Source organism: Pseudomonas sp. TE24901, from assembly GCF_054058375.1.
Genome location: NZ_JBSSAF010000001.1, coordinates 687,284 through 703,463, shown reverse-complemented (window position 1 = coordinate 703,463; position 16,180 = coordinate 687,284). Strand labels below are relative to the sequence as shown.

The following is a 16,180-nucleotide window of genomic DNA, read 5'->3' as shown; positions in this document are numbered from 1 at the left end:
AGATCATGAAGCGCAAGAACATTCTTTTCATCATGGCCGATCAAATGGCCGCGCCGTTGCTTCCGTTCTACGGCTCTTCACCCATCAAGCTGCCCAACCTCAGCCGCCTCGCTGAGCAAGGCGTGGTGTTCGACGCCGCTTATTGCAACAGCCCGCTGTGCGCGCCGTCGCGCTTTACCCTGGTGAGTGGCCAACTGCCGAGCAAGATCGGCGCCTACGACAATGCCGCCGATTTCCCCGCCGATGTGCCGACCTACGCCCACTACCTGCGCCGTCTCGGCTACCGCACCGCGCTGTCAGGCAAGATGCACTTCTGTGGCCCGGACCAGTTGCACGGCTACGAACAACGCCTCACCAGCGACATCTACCCCGCCGACTACGGCTGGGCAGTGAACTGGGATGAGCCGGACGTACGCCCCAGCTGGTACCACAACATGTCCTCGGTGTTGCAGGCCGGCCCATGCGTGCGCACCAACCAGCTGGATTTCGACGAAGAGGTGGTGTTCAAGGCCCAGCAGTACCTGTTCGACCATATCCGCAAGGACGGCGATCAACCGTTCTGCCTGACCGTCTCCATGACCCATCCTCACGACCCGTACACCATTCCGAAGCCGTTCTGGGACCTGTACGACGACGCCGATATCCCTTTGCCTACGACGCCCGACCAAGCCGATCTCGACCCGCATTCCCAGCGTCTGCTCAAGGTCTACGACCTGTGGGACAAACCGCTGCCGGTGGACAAGATCCGCGATGCGCGGCGCGCCTACTTCGGCGCCTGCAGCTACATCGACAGCAATGTCGGCAAGCTGCTGCAAACGCTAGAAGACACGGGCCTGGCGGACAATACGATCATCATCTTCTCCGGCGACCACGGCGACATGCTCGGCGAGCGTGGCCTCTGGTACAAAATGCACTGGTTTGAGATGGCCGCCCGCGTGCCGCTGCTGGTGAGTGCACCGGGGCAATTTGCGGCGGGCCGCGTGGGCAAAGCCGTGTCCACCGCTGACCTGTTGCCGACGCTGGTGGAACTGGCCGGTGGCGAGCTGGACCCACGCCTGCCGCTGGACGGCCGCTCGCTGGTGCCGCACCTGCAAGGGCAGGGCGGGCACGACGAGGTCTTTGGCGAATACATGGCCGAAGGCACCATCAGCCCGCTGATGATGATTCGCCGTGGCGCCTACAAATTCATCTACAGCGAAGACGACCCTTGTCTACTGTTCGATGTGCACAACGACCCGCACGAGCGGGAGAACCTCAGCCAGTCACCGGAACACCGGGCACTGTTCGAGGCGTTTTTGAATGAGGCGCGAGCCAAATGGGACATCCCGGCGATCCACCAACAGGTGCTCGCCAGCCAACGCCGCCGTCGCCTGGTGTTTGAAGCACTGACCGAAGGAGAGCTGAAGAGCTGGGATCACCAGCCACTGGTCGACGCCAGTCAGCAATACATGCGCAACCATATCGACCTCGACGACCTGGAGCGCATGGCACGTTATCCACAACCCTGCCAAAACCAATAAATAAACAGAGGGAAGGCCATGCAAAAGTTGACGGTGATACTCGCAGCCCTGGCGTTGAGCAGCGCCAATGTGTACGCGGACACCCGCTGTGACACGGTGAAAATGGCCGATCCGGGCTGGAGCGATATCGCAGCCACCAATGCCATCACCGGTTTCCTGCTGACGGGCATGGGCTACAAGGCCAAGGTCGACACCCTGGCGGTGCCGATCACGTTTGGCGGGCTCAAGGACGGCCAGGTGGATGTGTTCCTGGGCAACTGGATGCCGGCGCAGCAAGGGTTCTATGACAAGTTCGTGGCCAATGGCGATGTGGTGCAACTGGCGAAAAACCTCGAAGGCACCGAGTTCACCCTCGCCGTGCCCGACTACGTGTGGGACGCCGGCGTACATGACTTCGCCGACCTGAACAAATTTGCCGACAAGTTCGACAAAAAGATCTACGGCATCGGCTCCGGCGCGCCAGCGAATATCTCGTTGCAGGACATCATCAAGAAAAACGACTTCGACCTGGGCCAGTGGAAGCTGATCGAGTCCAGTGAACAGGCAATGCTGGCCGAAGTGTCGCGAGCAGTGAAGAAACAGAAGTTCGTCACCTTCCTCGGCTGGACGCCGCACCCGATGAACGTGCAGTTGAAAATGCACTACCTCACCGGTGGCGAAAAGTATTTTGGTGACAAAGGCAGCGTGTACACCCTGACCCGCAAGGGTTATGCACAGGCCTGCCCGAACGTCGGCAAACTGCTGACCAACCTGAGTTTCACCCAGGACATGGAAAACAGCATCATGGCCGAGGTGACCAACAACAAGGTCAGCAACGCCGACGCGGCGAAGGCGTGGATCAAGGCTAACCCGGCGGTGCTGGATAAGTGGTTGGAGGGGGTGAAGACCGTGGATGGCAAGGATGCATTGCCCGCAGTTAAAGCAAAACTCTAAGACCTGATGCAATTCAAATGTGGGAGCGGGCTTGCTCGCGAATGCGGCGTGTCAGTCAACAATTGCTTAGCTGAACCACCGCATTCGCGAGCAAGCCCGCTCCCACAGGGTTTTGTATGTACTGATATTCTGCGTAAAACCTTCAAACCGAGACCCTGATGCCCCGGCCCACCCGCCACACTCTTTTCCCCTTCCTGCGCTGGCTGCCGCGCCAAACCCGCGCCAGCGTGGGGCGGGACGCAATCGTCGGCCTCAGCGGCGCGGTGCTCGCCCTGCCGCAGTCGATTGCCTACGCATTGATCGCCGGTCTCCCACCCGAATATGGCTTGTACGCGGCCATTATCCCGGTGCTGATCGCGTGCCTGTGGGGTTCGTCGTGGCACCTGATCTGTGGGCCCACAGCGGCGATTTCCATTGTTCTTTACGCCAGCGTCAGCCCGTTGGCCGTGCCGGGGTCGCAGGACTACATCACCTTGATCCTGTTGCTGACATTCCTCGCCGGGGTTTTCCAGTGGCTGTTGGGCATGCTGCGCTTTGGCGCGCTGGTGAATTTTGTCTCCCATTCGGTGGTGCTCGGGTTCACCTTGGGTGCAGCCGTGGTGATTGCGCTCGGACAATTACCCAATCTGCTGGGGCTGGATTTACCGAGCCAGGCCACAGCAATCAACAGCCTGCTGGCACTGGTCCATCACAGCGGCGAATGGGACCATGCCTCACTCCTCCTCGGAGTAGGCACGTTACTGGTGGGCGCGCTGCTCAAATACCTCGTACCACGCTGGCCAACCCTGTTGATCGCGCTGGCGCTGGGCAGCCTGGTCGCCTGGTTATGGCCGGCGATGTTCGGGCATGTGGCACTGGTCAGTTCGTTTATCGGCAAACTGCCGCCGTTCAGCCCGTTGCCCATGGACCTGGATGTGATCCTGCGCCTGCTGCCGAGCGCCGTGGCGGTGGGCATGTTGGGGCTGGTCACCAGCCTGTCGATCGCCCGCTCGCTGTCGGCGCGTTCGCAACAGCTGCTCGACGCCAACCAGGAAGTGCGTGCGCAGGGGTTATCCAACATCGTCGGCGGATTTTTCTCCGGGTATTTGTCAGCGGGTTCCTTTACCCGCTCCGGCCTGAGCTACGAGGCAGGCGCCTGTTCGCCGTTGGCCGGCATCTTTTCTGCCTTGTGGGTGGCGCTGTTTGCGTTGTTTGGCGCGGCGTTGATCGCCCACATTCCGATCCCGAGCATGGCCGCCAGCATCTTGCTGATCAGTTGGGGGCTGGTTGACCGTCGCGGCATTCGCGCCTTATTCCGCGTCAGTCGCGCCGAATTTGTGGTGATGAGCCTGACCTGCATCGCCACCTTGCTGCTGGAACTGCAAACAGCAATTTATGCGGGCGTGCTGGCGTCGCTGTTTTTCTATCTCAAGCGCACGTCGCAACCCCGAGTGCAGCAATGGCGTGACGGCGATGAAGATGTGTTGCGGGTAGGGGGGTCGATCTTCTTCGGCGCCAGCCACTACCTGCAGGTGCGCCTGCAGAGCCTGCAGGGTGAGCGGGTGGTGATTGAGGCCCAGCAGATCAACTTTATCGATTACTCCGGGGTGGAGATGCTGCACCAGGAGGCGCGACGGTTGCATGGGCTGGGGCGCAGCCTGACGTTGCGGCGGGCGCGGCCGCAGGTAGTAGAAGAGTTGAAAAAGCTGGAAGGGGCCGACAGCTGCCCTATCAATTTTCAGGATTGAACGCAGTTAAAAATGTGGGAGCGGGCTTGCTCGCGAATGCGGTGGTTCAGCTAAGTAATTTTTGGCTGACATACCGCATTCGCGAGCAAGCCCGCTCCCACATTTAGTTCTGTATCAGCCCAGTTGGCGGCGGAGTTCAGCCAGTACGGGCGCCGATTCCGGGCGCACACCGCGCCACAGGAAGAAGGCTTCCGCCGCTTGCTCAACCAGCATACCCAGGCCATCCATTGCCACGGCTGCGCCCTGTTCAGTGGCCCAGCGACAAAACGCCGTCGGTTCCTTGGCGTACATCATGTCGTAGCAAAAGGTCTTGCCCGGTTCAATCAGGCTGCCTGCAATCGGCGGTACATCGCCTGACAGGCTGGCGGACGTGGCATTGATGATCACGTCCACCGGCTCACGCAGCCAGTCGAAACCGCTGGCAGACACCGGGCCCAGGTCGTCGAACAACTCAGCGAGCATTTCGGCCTTTTCCACGGTGCGGTTGGCGATGATCAGTGAAGCCGGCTGCTCGGCCAGCAACGGCTCCAGCGCGCCACGTACCGCGCCACCAGCGCCCAGCAACAGAATGCGCTTGCCTTGCAGGTTCAACCCCGCATTCACCGTGAGGTCGCGCACCAGGCCGGCACCGTCGGTGTTGTCACCCAACAGGCTGCCGTCGGCCAGCTTGCTCAGGGTGTTCACTGCGCCTGCGCGCTGAGCACGCTCGGTGAGGGTGTTGGCCAGGCGGTAGGCTTCTTCCTTGAACGGCACGGTGACGTTGGCGCCACGGCCTTGTGCAAAAAAGGCACGGGCACATCCGGTGAAATCCTCCAGCGGCGCCAGCAAGGTGCTGTAGTCCAGTTGCTCGCCGGTCTGCTCGGCGAACATACGGTGGATCAACGGCGACTTGCTGTGGCCAATGGGGTTGCCGAACACGACATAACGGTCCATTAGACAGCCGCCTTAGGCGCGGCGAGGCCCAGCCAGTCACGGTCTTGCAAGAAGTAGTCGGTAAGTCGCGCTTCTTCGCTGCCGGCTTCGGCCTTCCAGTCGTAGCTCCAGCGCACTTGCGGCGGCAGCGACATCAGGATCGATTCGGTGCGCCCGCCCGATTGCAGGCCGAACAGCGTGCCACGGTCGTAGACCAGGTTGAATTCCACGTAGCGGCCACGGCGGAACTCCTGGAACTCGCGCTGCTGCGCGGTATAGGGCGTGGCCTTGCGGCGCTGCACGATCGGCAGGTAGGCGTCGATGTAGGCGTCACCGATGGCGCGAATGAAGGCGAAGCAGGTGTCGAAGTCCCACTCGTTCAAGTCATCGAAGAACAGGCCGCCGATGCCACGCGGTTCGTTGCGATGCTTGATGTGGAAGTAGGTGTCGCACCAGGCCTTGTAGCGCGAATACACGTCCGGGCCGAACGGCGCACAGGCCTGCTCGGCTACGCGGTGCCAGTGAATGCAGTCTTCTTCGTTGCCGTAGTAGGGCGTGAGGTCGAAGCCGCCACCGAACCACCACACCGGCTCTTCGCCTTCTTTTTCGGCGATGAAAAAGCGCACGTTGGCGTGGGAAGTAGGTATGTGCGGGTTATGCGGGTGGATCACCAGCGATACGCCCAAGGCTTCGAAACCTCGGCCAGCCAACTCGGGGCGATGGGCACTGGCAGACGGTGGGAGACCGCTGCCAAACACGTGGGAAAAGTTGACACCGCCTTTTTCGATCACCGAACCGTCTGCGATCACTCGGGTGCGACCACCGCCACCGGCAGGCCGGGTCCAGGCGTCTTCGATAAAGCGAGTGTCCGTCTCGAAGGTTTCCAGGGCGCTGCAAATGCGGTCTTGCAGGTCAAGCAGGTAGGCCTTTACAGCCTCGGTGCGGGTAGTCATGGCATCACCTTGAATCGGGCAAAGCTACGCGAGGCCATTGGGCGTCGGCGGCAAATGGGCGCACAGGATACCACCGCACCCCGCTGTGCCGCAGTTGACGAAGATCAAGCTTAGGAGTCCGATAGGGGGCTACGCGAATTCGAACCCAGGAGAAGTGCAGATGGCCAAACGTATCCAGTTCAGTGCCCATGGCGGCCCCGACGTGCTTGAGTATGTGGACTACACCCCAGCGGAGCCTGGCCCACAACAGGTTCGCGTGCGTAACGAGGCCATCGGCCTGAACTTCATCGACACCTATTTCCGCAGCGGCCTGTACGCGCCGCCCGCCTTGCCGTCGGGACTGGGCGCAGAAGGTGCCGGTGTGGTCGATGCGGTCGGCAGCGAAGTCACCCAATTCAAGGTCGGTGACCGCGTGGCCTACGGCAGTGGCCCACTGGGTGCCTACAGCCAACTGCACGTGCTGCCTGCCGCCAACCTGGTGCACCTGCCAGACGACATCAGCTTCGAACAAGCTGCTGGCGCCATGCTCAAGGGCCTGACCGTGCAGTACCTGCTGCGCCAGACCTATGAGTTGAAGGGCGGTGAAACCATCCTGTTCCACGCCGCTGCCGGTGGCGTGGGCTCCCTGGCCTGCCAGTGGGCCAAGGCGCTGGGCGTGAAGCTGATCGGCACCGTCAGCTCGCCGGAAAAAGCCGCGCTGGCCAAATCCCTGGGCGCATGGGAAACCATCGACTACAGCAAGGAAAACGTCGCACAGCGCGTGCTGGAATTGACCGAAGGCAAGAAAGTCCCGGTGGTGTATGACGGCGTCGGCAAGGACACCTGGCTGACCTCGCTGGACAGCGTGGCACCCCGTGGGTTGGTGGTGAGCTTTGGCAATGCGTCGGGTGCGGTCGACGGGGTGAACCTGGGGATCCTGGCGGCGAAAGGCTCGTTGTATGTGACGCGCCCAACCCTGGCGACTTACGCCAATAACCCGGAAAACCTTCAGGCGATGGCCGATGATCTGTTCTCGATGATCAAGAGCGGCAAGGTACGCATCGATATCAACCAGCGGTATGCACTGGCGGATGCGGCGAAGGCACAGACGGAGTTGTCGGGGCGGCGGACGACGGGGTCGACCATTCTGCTGCCTTAAGACTATGGGTTTTCGGCGTCTGTGAGGGCCTCTTCGCGGGCAAGCCCGGCTCCCACATTTGGATCTGTGAATACAGTCAAAAAGTGGGAGCGGGCTTGCCCGCGATGGCCGCGCCTCGGTCTCAGGAAGGGCGCACCACCTCACCCGTGGCCAAATCCCGAATCAGGCTCGGGTTCTTGCGTCCACCTAAAGCACCGCCCAACACCAAGTCAAGCTGACCACGGAAATACTGCTCCACGCGAAGCCGCGTGCGCGCAGACGGCCGCCCCTGGGGGTTGGCCGACGTCGAAATCAGCGGCCCGACCAGCGAACACAAATCCCGCACCAACGGGTGATCGCTGACCCGCAGGGCCACGGTGTCATGCACACCGGTCACCCACTCGGGCAGCAAGTCTTGATGGGGCACCAGCCAGGTGTTCGGCCCCGGCCAGGTACTGGCCATGCGTTCGATCCAGGCGTCCGGGAAGTCTTCGAACAGGAAGTCGAACTGACGGATGTTGTCCGCTACCAGGATCAGGCCCTTGTCCACCGAGCGATTCTTGATCGCCAGCAACCGGTCCACCGCTTCTTCATTCCACGGGTCGCAGCCCAGGCCCCAGACCGCTTCGGTCGGATAGGCAATCACCGCGCCTGCGCGAATTTCTCGTGCGGCTTCCAGCACACGCCACCTGTTGACCATTGCTCACTCTCCGGACTTAAAGCTCTGCGCAGTTTACCGATCTTCGTTACAAAACCCATCCCTACAAAAGCGCACAGCGCGCAAGCCAGCGCCCGCTTTCGCAGATCACCTGACCTTCAAGCTCCAGTTCCGTAAGGGTTGCCAACACCTGGGACAAAGGCCGCCCACTGGCCATCGCCAAGGCTTCGCTGGTATGGGGTGCGGCATGCAAGAGGGCCACCAGCGGATGGGTCACCGGCACTGGCGCCGGGCGGGACAGCGCCTGCCAACCGCGCAACCCTTCAAGAATGTGTTCGATGGTCTCCACCAGCACCGCACCCTCGCGGATCAGATGATGACAGCCCTTGGCCCCAGGATGATGGATGGAGCCCGGAATCGCATACACCTCGCGCCCTTGCTCGGCCGCCAGCTTCGCGGTGATCAACGAACCGCTGGCCATGCTGGCCTCCACCACCAGCACACCCAGGGACAAGCCGCTGATGATCCGATTGCGCCGTGGAAAGTTGCCCGCCTGGGGTGCGGCATCGAGCGGAAACTCGGAAACCACGGCGCTGCCCTGGGCAATCATCGCGTCGGCGAGCTTTCTGTGGCGCTGTGGATAAAAATTTTCCAGCCCGGTACCGAGCACGCCGATGGTATGCCCACCGACATCCAATGCCGCTTGGTGCGCGGCCCCGTCGATGCCCAGCGCCAACCCGCTGGTAATCACAAAACCGGCACTCGCCAGGCTGCGGGAAAACGCAGCGGCTGTGTCCATCCCAGGGCGAGAAGCACGGCGGCTGCCGACCATCGCCAACTGCGGTTTTTCGAGGATGGCGGGGTTGCCGGCCACGAATAAAAGCGGTGGCGCATCGTCGATCTGAGCGAGCAGTGCCGGGTAGTCGGGTTGGTCCCACATCAGCAAATGCTGGGCCGGGCGGGCCAGCCAGGCCAACGCAGCACTGGCACCGTCGCGTATTGCATGGCTGCGCCGTGCCTCTGCACTGATCGCGGGCAACCCAAGGGAACGCCAGGCACTGGCCGGCGCGCTGATCGCCTTGGAGGCCGAGCCGAACGCTTCGATCAACAGGCGAAAACGCTTCGGACCCAGTTCCGGCAGCCTGTGCAAGCGTAGACGAGCTTCCAGTTCTGACGGAGAAATTTCATGGCTGTTTATCGGATACATCTGATCATCCTTGACCGGAACAAGCTGTGGATAACTCTGTTGGTAACTTATTTAGCAGCCTATTTATTGTGTTTGATGGGCAGTCTCGAAGCGGTCCATGACTGCCAGTGGCCGTGAGGCGCTGAGTACCAGGCCGTAACTGAGCTTTTCGTAGATGCGAAACACCAGCAGGGTGCCCGCGCGCTCGTCGGGCAGCTTCACCGGAGCGCCCGTGAGGTTGTCGCGCACGGTGGCGCCGGCCTTGATCACCGTGAGCAATTGGCCTTCGACCAAGCCATCGCGGCGACCCTTGTTCAGGGTGACAGCATCCAGCACGCCGATCTGAGTCACGCCCTTGGGGATGTCGATGATTTTTCCTTCGATGAAGGGCGCACGTTGCGCGACTTCAAGATCTGCCAACGCAATGGGGGTTTCGGTTCGCAGCAAGCGGTCGCCGGGGCGCACCTCCTGTGTCACCCGCTGCACCGCCAGGGTGGTGAGATCGCCCGCGGTCACAAAGCGAGCCGTGCCGACGTCATCGGCGTTTACGCCCAGCAGTTCCTGGGTATCGGGGTCGGTGTAGGTCTTGCCCCGACGAAAGATCCCATAGATGGGCAGGGCCGGGTCCAGGTGGCCCCGGGCATGCACCCGTTCGTCATGGGCGCCCAGGACACGCCCGGCGTCCGCCGCGACGATGTACGGCGCATTGTCCAAATCCTGCGGGGTATCGAGAATGCGGTTGTGCAGCAGGAAGCGTTGGATCGCCTGTTGCGTCGGTTGATCCAGACGCTGGGCGGGCGGGGGCAGCAGGGCCATGGCGAAAGGGGCCCACAGCAGCAAGACGAGTAGCGATTTCCTCATGGGGTGAATCTCCTTTATTATGTGCGTTCGCGTGAAATCCCCGTGCCTTCGTGGCTTTTGGGCGTTTCACACCGGCTGTCTGGGTCCATCCCAACGCCGATTTGCCTCTACCTCACATGTGCAGCAATTACGCTTATGGCTATTTTGAACATCCTCGAATTTCCCGACTCGCGCCTGCGCACGATCGCCAAACCGGTGGCCGTAGTGGACGACAAGGTTCGTCAGTTGGTCGATGACATGTTTGAAACAATGTATGAAGCCCCGGGCATCGGCCTCGCCGCGACCCAGGTCAACGTGCATCAGCGTGTCGTGGTCATGGACCTGTCGGAAGATCGCAGCGAACCGATGGTGTACATCAACCCCGAGTTCGAACCGCTGACCGACGAGATGGGTGAATACCAGGAGGGCTGCCTGTCGGTGCCAGAGTTCTACGAGAACGTCGAACGCCCGCTGCGCGTGAAGATCAAGGCCCTGGACCGTGATGGCAAGCCGTTCGAGCTGATCGCCGAAGGCCTGCTGGCGGTGTGCATCCAGCACGAATGCGACCACCTCAACGGCAAGCTGTTTGTCGATTACCTGTCCACGCTCAAGCGTGACCGGATCAAGAAGAAGCTGGAAAAAAAGCATCGCCAGCAAGCTTGATGCCTCTCTTCCAAAGGCTTGCTGCGGCAAGCCTTTTTCTTTTGTGACTGTTTTTAACCGAGACCTCCCATGACCGAGCCACTGCGCATTGTTTTTGCCGGCACTCCCGAATTTGCCGCCGAACACCTCAAGGCCCTGCTTGCCAGCCCTTATGACATCGTCGCGGTGTACACCCAACCGGATCGCCCGGCCGGTCGCGGGCAAAAACTGATGCCGAGCCCGGTCAAGCAACTGGCGCTGGAACACAACCTCCCCGTACTGCAACCGCCGACCCTGCGCAACGCCGAGGCCCAGGCCGAGTTGGCGGCTCTGAAACCCGACCTGTTGGTGGTCGTGGCCTACGGCCTGATCCTGCCGCAAGCGGTGCTGGATATTCCGCGCCTGGGCTGCATCAATAGCCACGCCTCGCTGCTGCCCCGCTGGCGTGGTGCGGCACCAATCCAACGCGCCGTGGAAGCCGGCGACAGCGAAAGCGGGGTGACCGTGATGCGCATGGAAGCCGGGCTGGACACCGGCCCGATGCTGCTCAAGGTGACCACCCCGATCACCGGCCAAGACACCGGCGGCAGCCTGCACGACCGCCTCGCCGAGCTGGGCCCGCCCGCCGTGATCCAGGCCATTGCCGGCTTGGCGGCTGGCACCCTGGAAGGCGAAGTGCAGGACGACAGCCTGGCCACTTACGCCCACAAGCTGAACAAGGACGAAGCACGCATCGATTGGAGCCGCCCGGCCGTTGAGCTGGAGCGCCTGGTACGCGCCTTCAACCCGTGGCCAATCTGCCACAGCACCCTTAACGGCGAAGCCTTGAAAGTACTGGCCGCGACCCTGGCAGAAGGCAAAGGCGCGCCCGGCGAGATCATCGGCGCCAGCAAAGAGGGCCTGTTGGTGGCCTGCGGTGAACAGGCGCTGTGCCTGACCCGTCTGCAATTGCCTGGCGGCAAGGCGCTTAACTTCAGCGATTTGTTCAACAGCCGTCGTGAGAAATTTGCCCTAGGCACCGTCCTGGGTGCTGCCCAATGAACCCACGTCTGGCCGCCGCCAAGGCTCTCGCCGCCGTACTCAACGGCAAGGCTTCGCTGAACAGTTCGTTGCCCACCCAGCTGGATAAGGTTGAAGACCGCGATCGAGGTTTCACCCAGGACCTGGCCTTTGGCACAGCCCGTTGGCAGCCACGCTTGTCGGCGCTGGCAGCCAAGCTGCTGCAAAAACCGTTCAAGGCGGCGGATGCGGATGTGGAAGCGCTGTTGCTGGTCGGCCTCTACCAACTGCTTTACACCCGCGTGCCGGCCCACGCCGCCATCGGCGAGACCGTGGGTTGCGCCGACAAACTGAAAAAGCCGTGGGCCAAGGCCCTGCTCAATGCCGTGCTGCGCCGCGCCCAGCGCGAAAGCGAAGCGCTGCTGGCCGAGCTGGAGCATGACCCGGTGGTGCGTACCTCCCACCCGCGTTGGCTGCAAAAATCGCTGAAGGCGTTCTGGCCTGAGCAATGGGAAGCCATCTGCGCCGCCAACAACGCTCACCCGCCGATGATCCTGCGGGTCAACCGTCGTCATCACAGCCGCGACGCCTACCTGCAATTGCTCACCAACGCCGGTATCAACGCCACGCCATGCGTGTACAGCGTCGACGGTATCGTGCTCGAAGCCGCCACCGATGTGCGCAGCCTGCCGGGCTTTGCCGAAGGCTGGATCAGCGTGCAGGACGAAGCGGCGCAACTGGCCGCCGATCTGCTCGACCTGGCACCCGGCCAACGCGTACTCGACGCCTGCTGCGCTCCGGGCGGTAAGACGTGTCACATTCTGGAAGTCGAAAAAGACCTCGCCGGTGTGGTCGCGGTCGACCTGGAAGCCAAGCGCCTGGTGCGCGTGCGTGAGAACCTTGCACGCCTGGGCCTGAGCGCCGAGCTGATCGCTGCCGACGGCCGCGACACCGCCACCTGGTGGGACGGCAAACCCTTCCAACGCATCCTGCTGGACGCGCCGTGCTCCGCCACCGGCGTGATTCGCCGTCACCCGGACATCAAGCTCACGCGCCAACCCGACGACATCGCCGCCCTGGCTGTGCTGCAAGGCGAATTGCTCGACGCGATGTGGCCAACCCTGGAAGTCGGCGGCATCCTGCTCTACGCCACCTGCTCCACGCTGCCGACCGAGAACACCGAGGTCATCGAAGCCTTCCTTGCCCGTACCAGCGGCGCACGCGAACTGGACCTGGCTACCACGGCCGGCATCAAGCAGCCCCACGGTCGCCAATTGCTCGCCCAAGAAGGCGGCCACGACGGCTTCTACTACGCCAAACTGATCAAGATCGCCGCCGCTCGCGGCTGAACGGTTTTAAGGGAGTGACCGGATGAAAATCATCATCCTTGGGGCAGGGCAGGTCGGCGGCACGCTGGCTGAACATTTGGCCAGCGAAGCCAACGACATCACGGTGGTCGACACCGACAGCGAGCGCCTGCGCAACCTCGGCGACCGCCTGGACATCCGCACTGTACAAGGCCGCGCGTCGTTCCCGACCGTGCTGCGCCAAGCCGGTGCCGACGACGCCGACATGCTGGTGGCGGTGACCAACAGCGACGAGACCAACATGGTCGCGTGCCAGGTCGCCCACACCCTGTTCCACACCCCGACCAAGATCGCCCGCGTGCGCGAAGCGGCCTACTTGACCCGCGCCGGCCTGTTCGACAACGACGCGATTCCGGTCGACGTGCTGATCAGCCCGGAACAAGTGGTTACCCACTACATCAAGCGCCTGATCGAAATCCCTGGCGCCTTGCAGGTGATCGACTTTGCCGAAGGCAAGGCCCAACTGGTGGCCGTGAAGGCTTACTACGGTGGCCCGCTGGTGGGCCAGCAACTGCGCCAGTTGCGCGAGCACATGCCAAATGTGGAAACCCGCGTCGCGGCGATTTTCCGGCGTGACCGGCCGATCCTGCCCCAGGGCGACACGGTGATCGAGGCCGACGACGAAGTATTCTTCATTGCTGCCAAGGCGAATATTCGCGCAGTGATGAGCGAAATGCGCCGCCTCGACGAGACCTACAAGCGCATCGTCATCGCCGGCGGCGGGCAGATCGGCGAACGTTTGGCCGAGGCCATCGAGAGCCGCTACCAGGTCAAGATCATCGAGATGAACCCGGCACGTTGCCGGCATTTGTCCGACACGCTGGACAGTACTGTCGTACTGCAAGGCAGTGCCTCAGACCGCGACCTGCTGATGGAAGAAAACATCGCCGACGCAGATATCTTCCTGGCGCTGACCAACGATGACGAAGCCAACATCATGTCGTCGCTGCTGGCCAAGCGGCTCGGGGCAAAGAAGGTGATGACCATCATCAACAACCCGGCCTATGTGGACCTGATCCAGGGCGGCGATATCGACATCGCCATCAGCCCGCAACTGGCTACCATCGGTACGTTGCTCGCCCACGTGCGCCGTGGCGACATTGTGAGTGTGCACTCCCTGCGCCGTGGCGCGGCGGAGGCCATCGAAGCGATTGCCCACGGTGACGCCAAGTCGAGCAAGGTGATCGGCAAAGCCATCCGCGATATCGGCCTGCCGCCGGGCACCACCATTGGCGCGATCATTCGTGACGAAGAGGTGATCATCGCCCACGACGACACGGTGATCGCTACCGGTGACCATGTGATCCTGTTCCTGGTGGATAAGAAACATATCCGCGATGTGGAGAAGTTGTTCCACGTGGGGCTGAGCTTTTTCTGATGACGCTATCGCCGGCAAGCCGGCTCCTACAGGGTTCTTCGTATGCTTGAGTCACTCGAGAAAATGCTGGCCAAGGGCGTGGATAATTCGCTGCTGCGCTTTGGGCTGGGCAAGGGTTACCTGGACTTGAAGGACCACGCCAAGGCGGCGGAGCATTTGCGCAAGTGCGTGGAGTTCGACCCGAAATATTCGGCGGCGTGGAAGCTGTTGGGCAAGGCGCAGTTGGGGCTGGAAGACCGTGCGGCGGCGCGGTTGGCGTGGGAGCAGGGGATTGTGGCGGCCCAGGCCCATGGCGATAAACAGGCCGAGAAAGAGATGGCGGTGTTTCTTAAAAAGCTGGATCGCGTTTAGACGCGTGCTGTTGTAGTGAGCGGGCTTGCCCGCGCGAGGCAAGCTCGCTCACTACAAATGTCAGGCCGGTATCAGTACCAGCGCGCCTCGCCCGGTGGGCGCTTCTTGAAGCGCTTCATGCTCCACATGTACTGGCTTGGGTAGGCGCCGACATACCGTTCCACCACCTTGCTCATCGCCGCGCAGGACGTGGCGGTGTCGGTGCTGTACATGTCTTCCGGCGCTGCTTCCAAAATCACTTTGTAACCCGAACCGTCCGGCAGCCGCAGCGCGTGCAGGAACACACCAACAGCCTTGTGGCCCGCCAGCATGTTCGGCACGAACTTGCTGGTGAGTGCCTGGGTGGCGAAGAACGGTACGAAGATCCCGGCCGATTCAGCCGGTTCCGGATCGGCGGGAATGCCCACCTGGCCACCTTTACGCACTTCCTTGATCACGCTGAGGATGCCCTCCTTGGTGGAGGCCGCCACGCGGTTGCCCAACTGCACGCGCTGCTTGCGCAGCAATTCGTCCACCGCCTTGAGCTTGGGCGGACGGTAGAAAATGATCGGTTTGCACTGGCTGCAATAGAAGTGGTTCAGCACTTCCCAGTTGCCCAGGTGGCTGGTGATGCCAACCACGCCTTTGCCAGAGGCCAGGGCTTCGTGCAGCACGTCCAGGCCTTCGACTTCACGCACCAGGTCGATGGAGCGCTGGGCCGGCCAGATCCAGGCACAGGCGCTTTCGGTCAGGGACTTGCCGATGTCCATCAGGCTTTGGCCGACGAGGCGTTCGCGGGCGGCCGGGTCCATGTCCGGGAAGCACTTGGAGAGGTTGATCCGTACCGTGTCGCGGGAACGGTTGGGGGTTTTCCACATGATCCAGCCAATCGCCGTGCCGACCGCCTGGACAGCGCGCCAGGGCAGCAGGGCAAACAACCGGAGAGCGCCTACCAGCAAGGCGCCTTTAAACTTTTCCACAGGTCACTCCTGATCGTGTGTGGTGCGCAAAGCCAGCATTCTAACCGGCGTTGGCCAGGTCCGCGTAACGGTCACAGTCCAGGGTATGGTCCATGACCATGCCGGAGGCCTGCATGAAGGCATAGCAAATGGTCGGGCCGACGAAGGTGAAGCCGGCTTTTTTCAAGGCGCGGCTCATGGCTTCGGCCTCGGGGGTGATCGCCGGGACTTCGCTGCGATCCTTGAAATGATTGACCTTGGGCTTGCCGCCAACGAAGGACCAGAGCAACCCTACCGGGTCCTCCAGCGCCAGCCAGGCCGCGGCATTGCGACGGGTGGCGTTGAGCTTCAGGCGATTGCGCACGATACCCGGGTCCTGCATCAGCGCTTCGATCTCGTCATCGGTCAAGCGCGCCAGGCGCTGCGCATCAAAACCAAACAAGACCTTTCGATAATGCTCGCGTTTGCGTAAAACGGTGATCCAGGAAAGGCCCGCCTGGAACCCTTCGAGCAAAAGCAACTCGAACAAGCCCTGTGCGTCGCGCAGCGGCGTTCCCCACTCCTGATCGTGATAAGCCATGTACAGCGGATCTTCAGAACACCAAAAGCAGCGTGGCATAAGGCTCCAGGGGATGGTGGCGCGGCCGAATCGGGTATAC

The 16,180-nt window shown here is 62.0% G+C and carries 16 protein-coding genes; 9 read left to right on the top strand and 7 right to left on the bottom strand.

Annotation, left to right across the window (positions count from 1 at the left end):
- Positions 1-5 precede the first annotated feature (5 nt).
- From betC to ACVWVP_RS03195, 3 genes are all read left to right on the top strand, one after another.
- Entirely contained in the window at positions 6-1,520 is a 1,515-nt protein-coding gene (betC, locus tag ACVWVP_RS03205) for a choline-sulfatase (RefSeq protein WP_259172465.1), read from the top strand.
- Positions 1,521-1,538: 18 nt separating this feature from the next.
- On the top strand, positions 1,539-2,453 hold the full coding sequence (choX, locus tag ACVWVP_RS03200) for a choline ABC transporter substrate-binding protein (protein ID WP_457404462.1): 915 nt from the start codon (positions 1,539-1,541) through the stop codon (positions 2,451-2,453).
- Positions 2,454-2,611: 158 nt separating this feature from the next.
- Entirely contained in the window at positions 2,612-4,180 is a 1,569-nt protein-coding gene (locus tag ACVWVP_RS03195) for a SulP family inorganic anion transporter (protein ID WP_457404461.1), read from the top strand.
- Between the two features lie 114 nt (positions 4,181-4,294).
- Here ACVWVP_RS03195 and aroE read toward each other — a convergent pair whose 3' ends face one another.
- Both aroE and hemF read right to left on the bottom strand, forming a co-directional pair.
- Positions 4,295-5,113 (bottom strand): shikimate dehydrogenase, encoded by an 819-nt coding sequence (aroE, locus tag ACVWVP_RS03190; RefSeq protein ID WP_457404460.1) that lies wholly within the window; start codon positions 5,111-5,113, stop codon positions 4,295-4,297.
- Positions 5,113-6,045 (bottom strand): oxygen-dependent coproporphyrinogen oxidase, encoded by a 933-nt coding sequence (gene hemF / locus ACVWVP_RS03185; RefSeq protein WP_178925954.1) that lies wholly within the window; start codon positions 6,043-6,045, stop codon positions 5,113-5,115. Before hemF ends, aroE begins: the two co-directional genes overlap by 1 nt.
- A gap of 160 nt (positions 6,046-6,205) precedes the next feature.
- Between hemF and ACVWVP_RS03180 the strand changes: the two genes are divergently transcribed.
- Positions 6,206-7,183, top strand: a complete 978-nt coding sequence (locus ACVWVP_RS03180) for a quinone oxidoreductase family protein (RefSeq protein ID WP_457404459.1) — start codon at positions 6,206-6,208, stop codon at positions 7,181-7,183.
- Between the two features lie 121 nt (positions 7,184-7,304).
- Here ACVWVP_RS03180 and ACVWVP_RS03175 read toward each other — a convergent pair whose 3' ends face one another.
- The 3 genes from ACVWVP_RS03175 to ACVWVP_RS03165 all read right to left on the bottom strand — a co-directional run bounded on the left by ACVWVP_RS03175 (position 7,305) and on the right by ACVWVP_RS03165 (position 9,867).
- Positions 7,305-7,862, bottom strand: coding sequence for an L-threonylcarbamoyladenylate synthase (locus ACVWVP_RS03175; protein WP_178925952.1), 558 nt, complete (start codon positions 7,860-7,862; stop codon positions 7,305-7,307).
- A gap of 61 nt (positions 7,863-7,923) precedes the next feature.
- The gene (gene dprA, locus ACVWVP_RS03170; protein WP_457404458.1) at positions 7,924-9,027 is read right to left on the bottom strand and encodes a DNA-processing protein DprA; all 1,104 of its coding nucleotides are present in this window, start codon (positions 9,025-9,027) and stop codon (positions 7,924-7,926) included.
- A gap of 63 nt (positions 9,028-9,090) precedes the next feature.
- Positions 9,091-9,867, bottom strand: a complete 777-nt coding sequence (locus ACVWVP_RS03165) for a peptidoglycan-binding protein (RefSeq protein WP_457404457.1) — start codon at positions 9,865-9,867, stop codon at positions 9,091-9,093.
- Between the two features lie 135 nt (positions 9,868-10,002).
- Here ACVWVP_RS03165 and def point away from each other — a divergent pair, with 135 nt between their 5' ends.
- From def to ACVWVP_RS03140, 5 genes are all read left to right on the top strand, one after another.
- Positions 10,003-10,509, top strand: coding sequence for a peptide deformylase (gene def, locus ACVWVP_RS03160; RefSeq protein ID WP_016978734.1), 507 nt, complete (start codon positions 10,003-10,005; stop codon positions 10,507-10,509).
- A gap of 69 nt (positions 10,510-10,578) precedes the next feature.
- The gene (fmt, locus tag ACVWVP_RS03155) at positions 10,579-11,529 is read left to right on the top strand and encodes a methionyl-tRNA formyltransferase (protein WP_178920902.1); all 951 of its coding nucleotides are present in this window, start codon (positions 10,579-10,581) and stop codon (positions 11,527-11,529) included.
- Positions 11,526-12,836 carry a 16S rRNA (cytosine(967)-C(5))-methyltransferase RsmB gene (gene rsmB / locus ACVWVP_RS03150; protein WP_178920904.1) on the top strand — a complete coding sequence of 437 codons (1,311 nt, stop codon included), beginning with the start codon at positions 11,526-11,528 and terminating at the stop codon, positions 12,834-12,836. The genes fmt and rsmB overlap by 4 nt, the downstream gene beginning before the upstream one ends.
- Before the next feature lie 22 nt (positions 12,837-12,858).
- Positions 12,859-14,232: a Trk system potassium transporter TrkA gene (gene trkA, locus ACVWVP_RS03145; RefSeq protein WP_178920906.1), complete on the top strand. Its 1,374-nt coding sequence runs from the start codon at positions 12,859-12,861 to the stop codon at positions 14,230-14,232.
- 42 nt (positions 14,233-14,274) lie between these two features.
- Complete coding sequence (locus ACVWVP_RS03140; protein ID WP_457404456.1) at positions 14,275-14,583, top strand: tetratricopeptide repeat protein; 309 nt, start codon at positions 14,275-14,277, stop codon at positions 14,581-14,583.
- A gap of 71 nt (positions 14,584-14,654) precedes the next feature.
- Here ACVWVP_RS03140 and ACVWVP_RS03135 read toward each other — a convergent pair whose 3' ends face one another.
- Together ACVWVP_RS03135 and ACVWVP_RS03130 are read right to left on the bottom strand one after the other, a co-directional pair.
- The gene (locus tag ACVWVP_RS03135; protein WP_178920910.1) at positions 14,655-15,542 is read right to left on the bottom strand and encodes a lysophospholipid acyltransferase; all 888 of its coding nucleotides are present in this window, start codon (positions 15,540-15,542) and stop codon (positions 14,655-14,657) included.
- Positions 15,543-15,582: 40 nt separating this feature from the next.
- Positions 15,583-16,140 carry a DNA-3-methyladenine glycosylase I gene (locus tag ACVWVP_RS03130; RefSeq protein ID WP_176994585.1) on the bottom strand — a complete coding sequence of 186 codons (558 nt, stop codon included), beginning with the start codon at positions 16,138-16,140 and terminating at the stop codon, positions 15,583-15,585.
- Positions 16,141-16,180 lie beyond the last annotated feature (40 nt).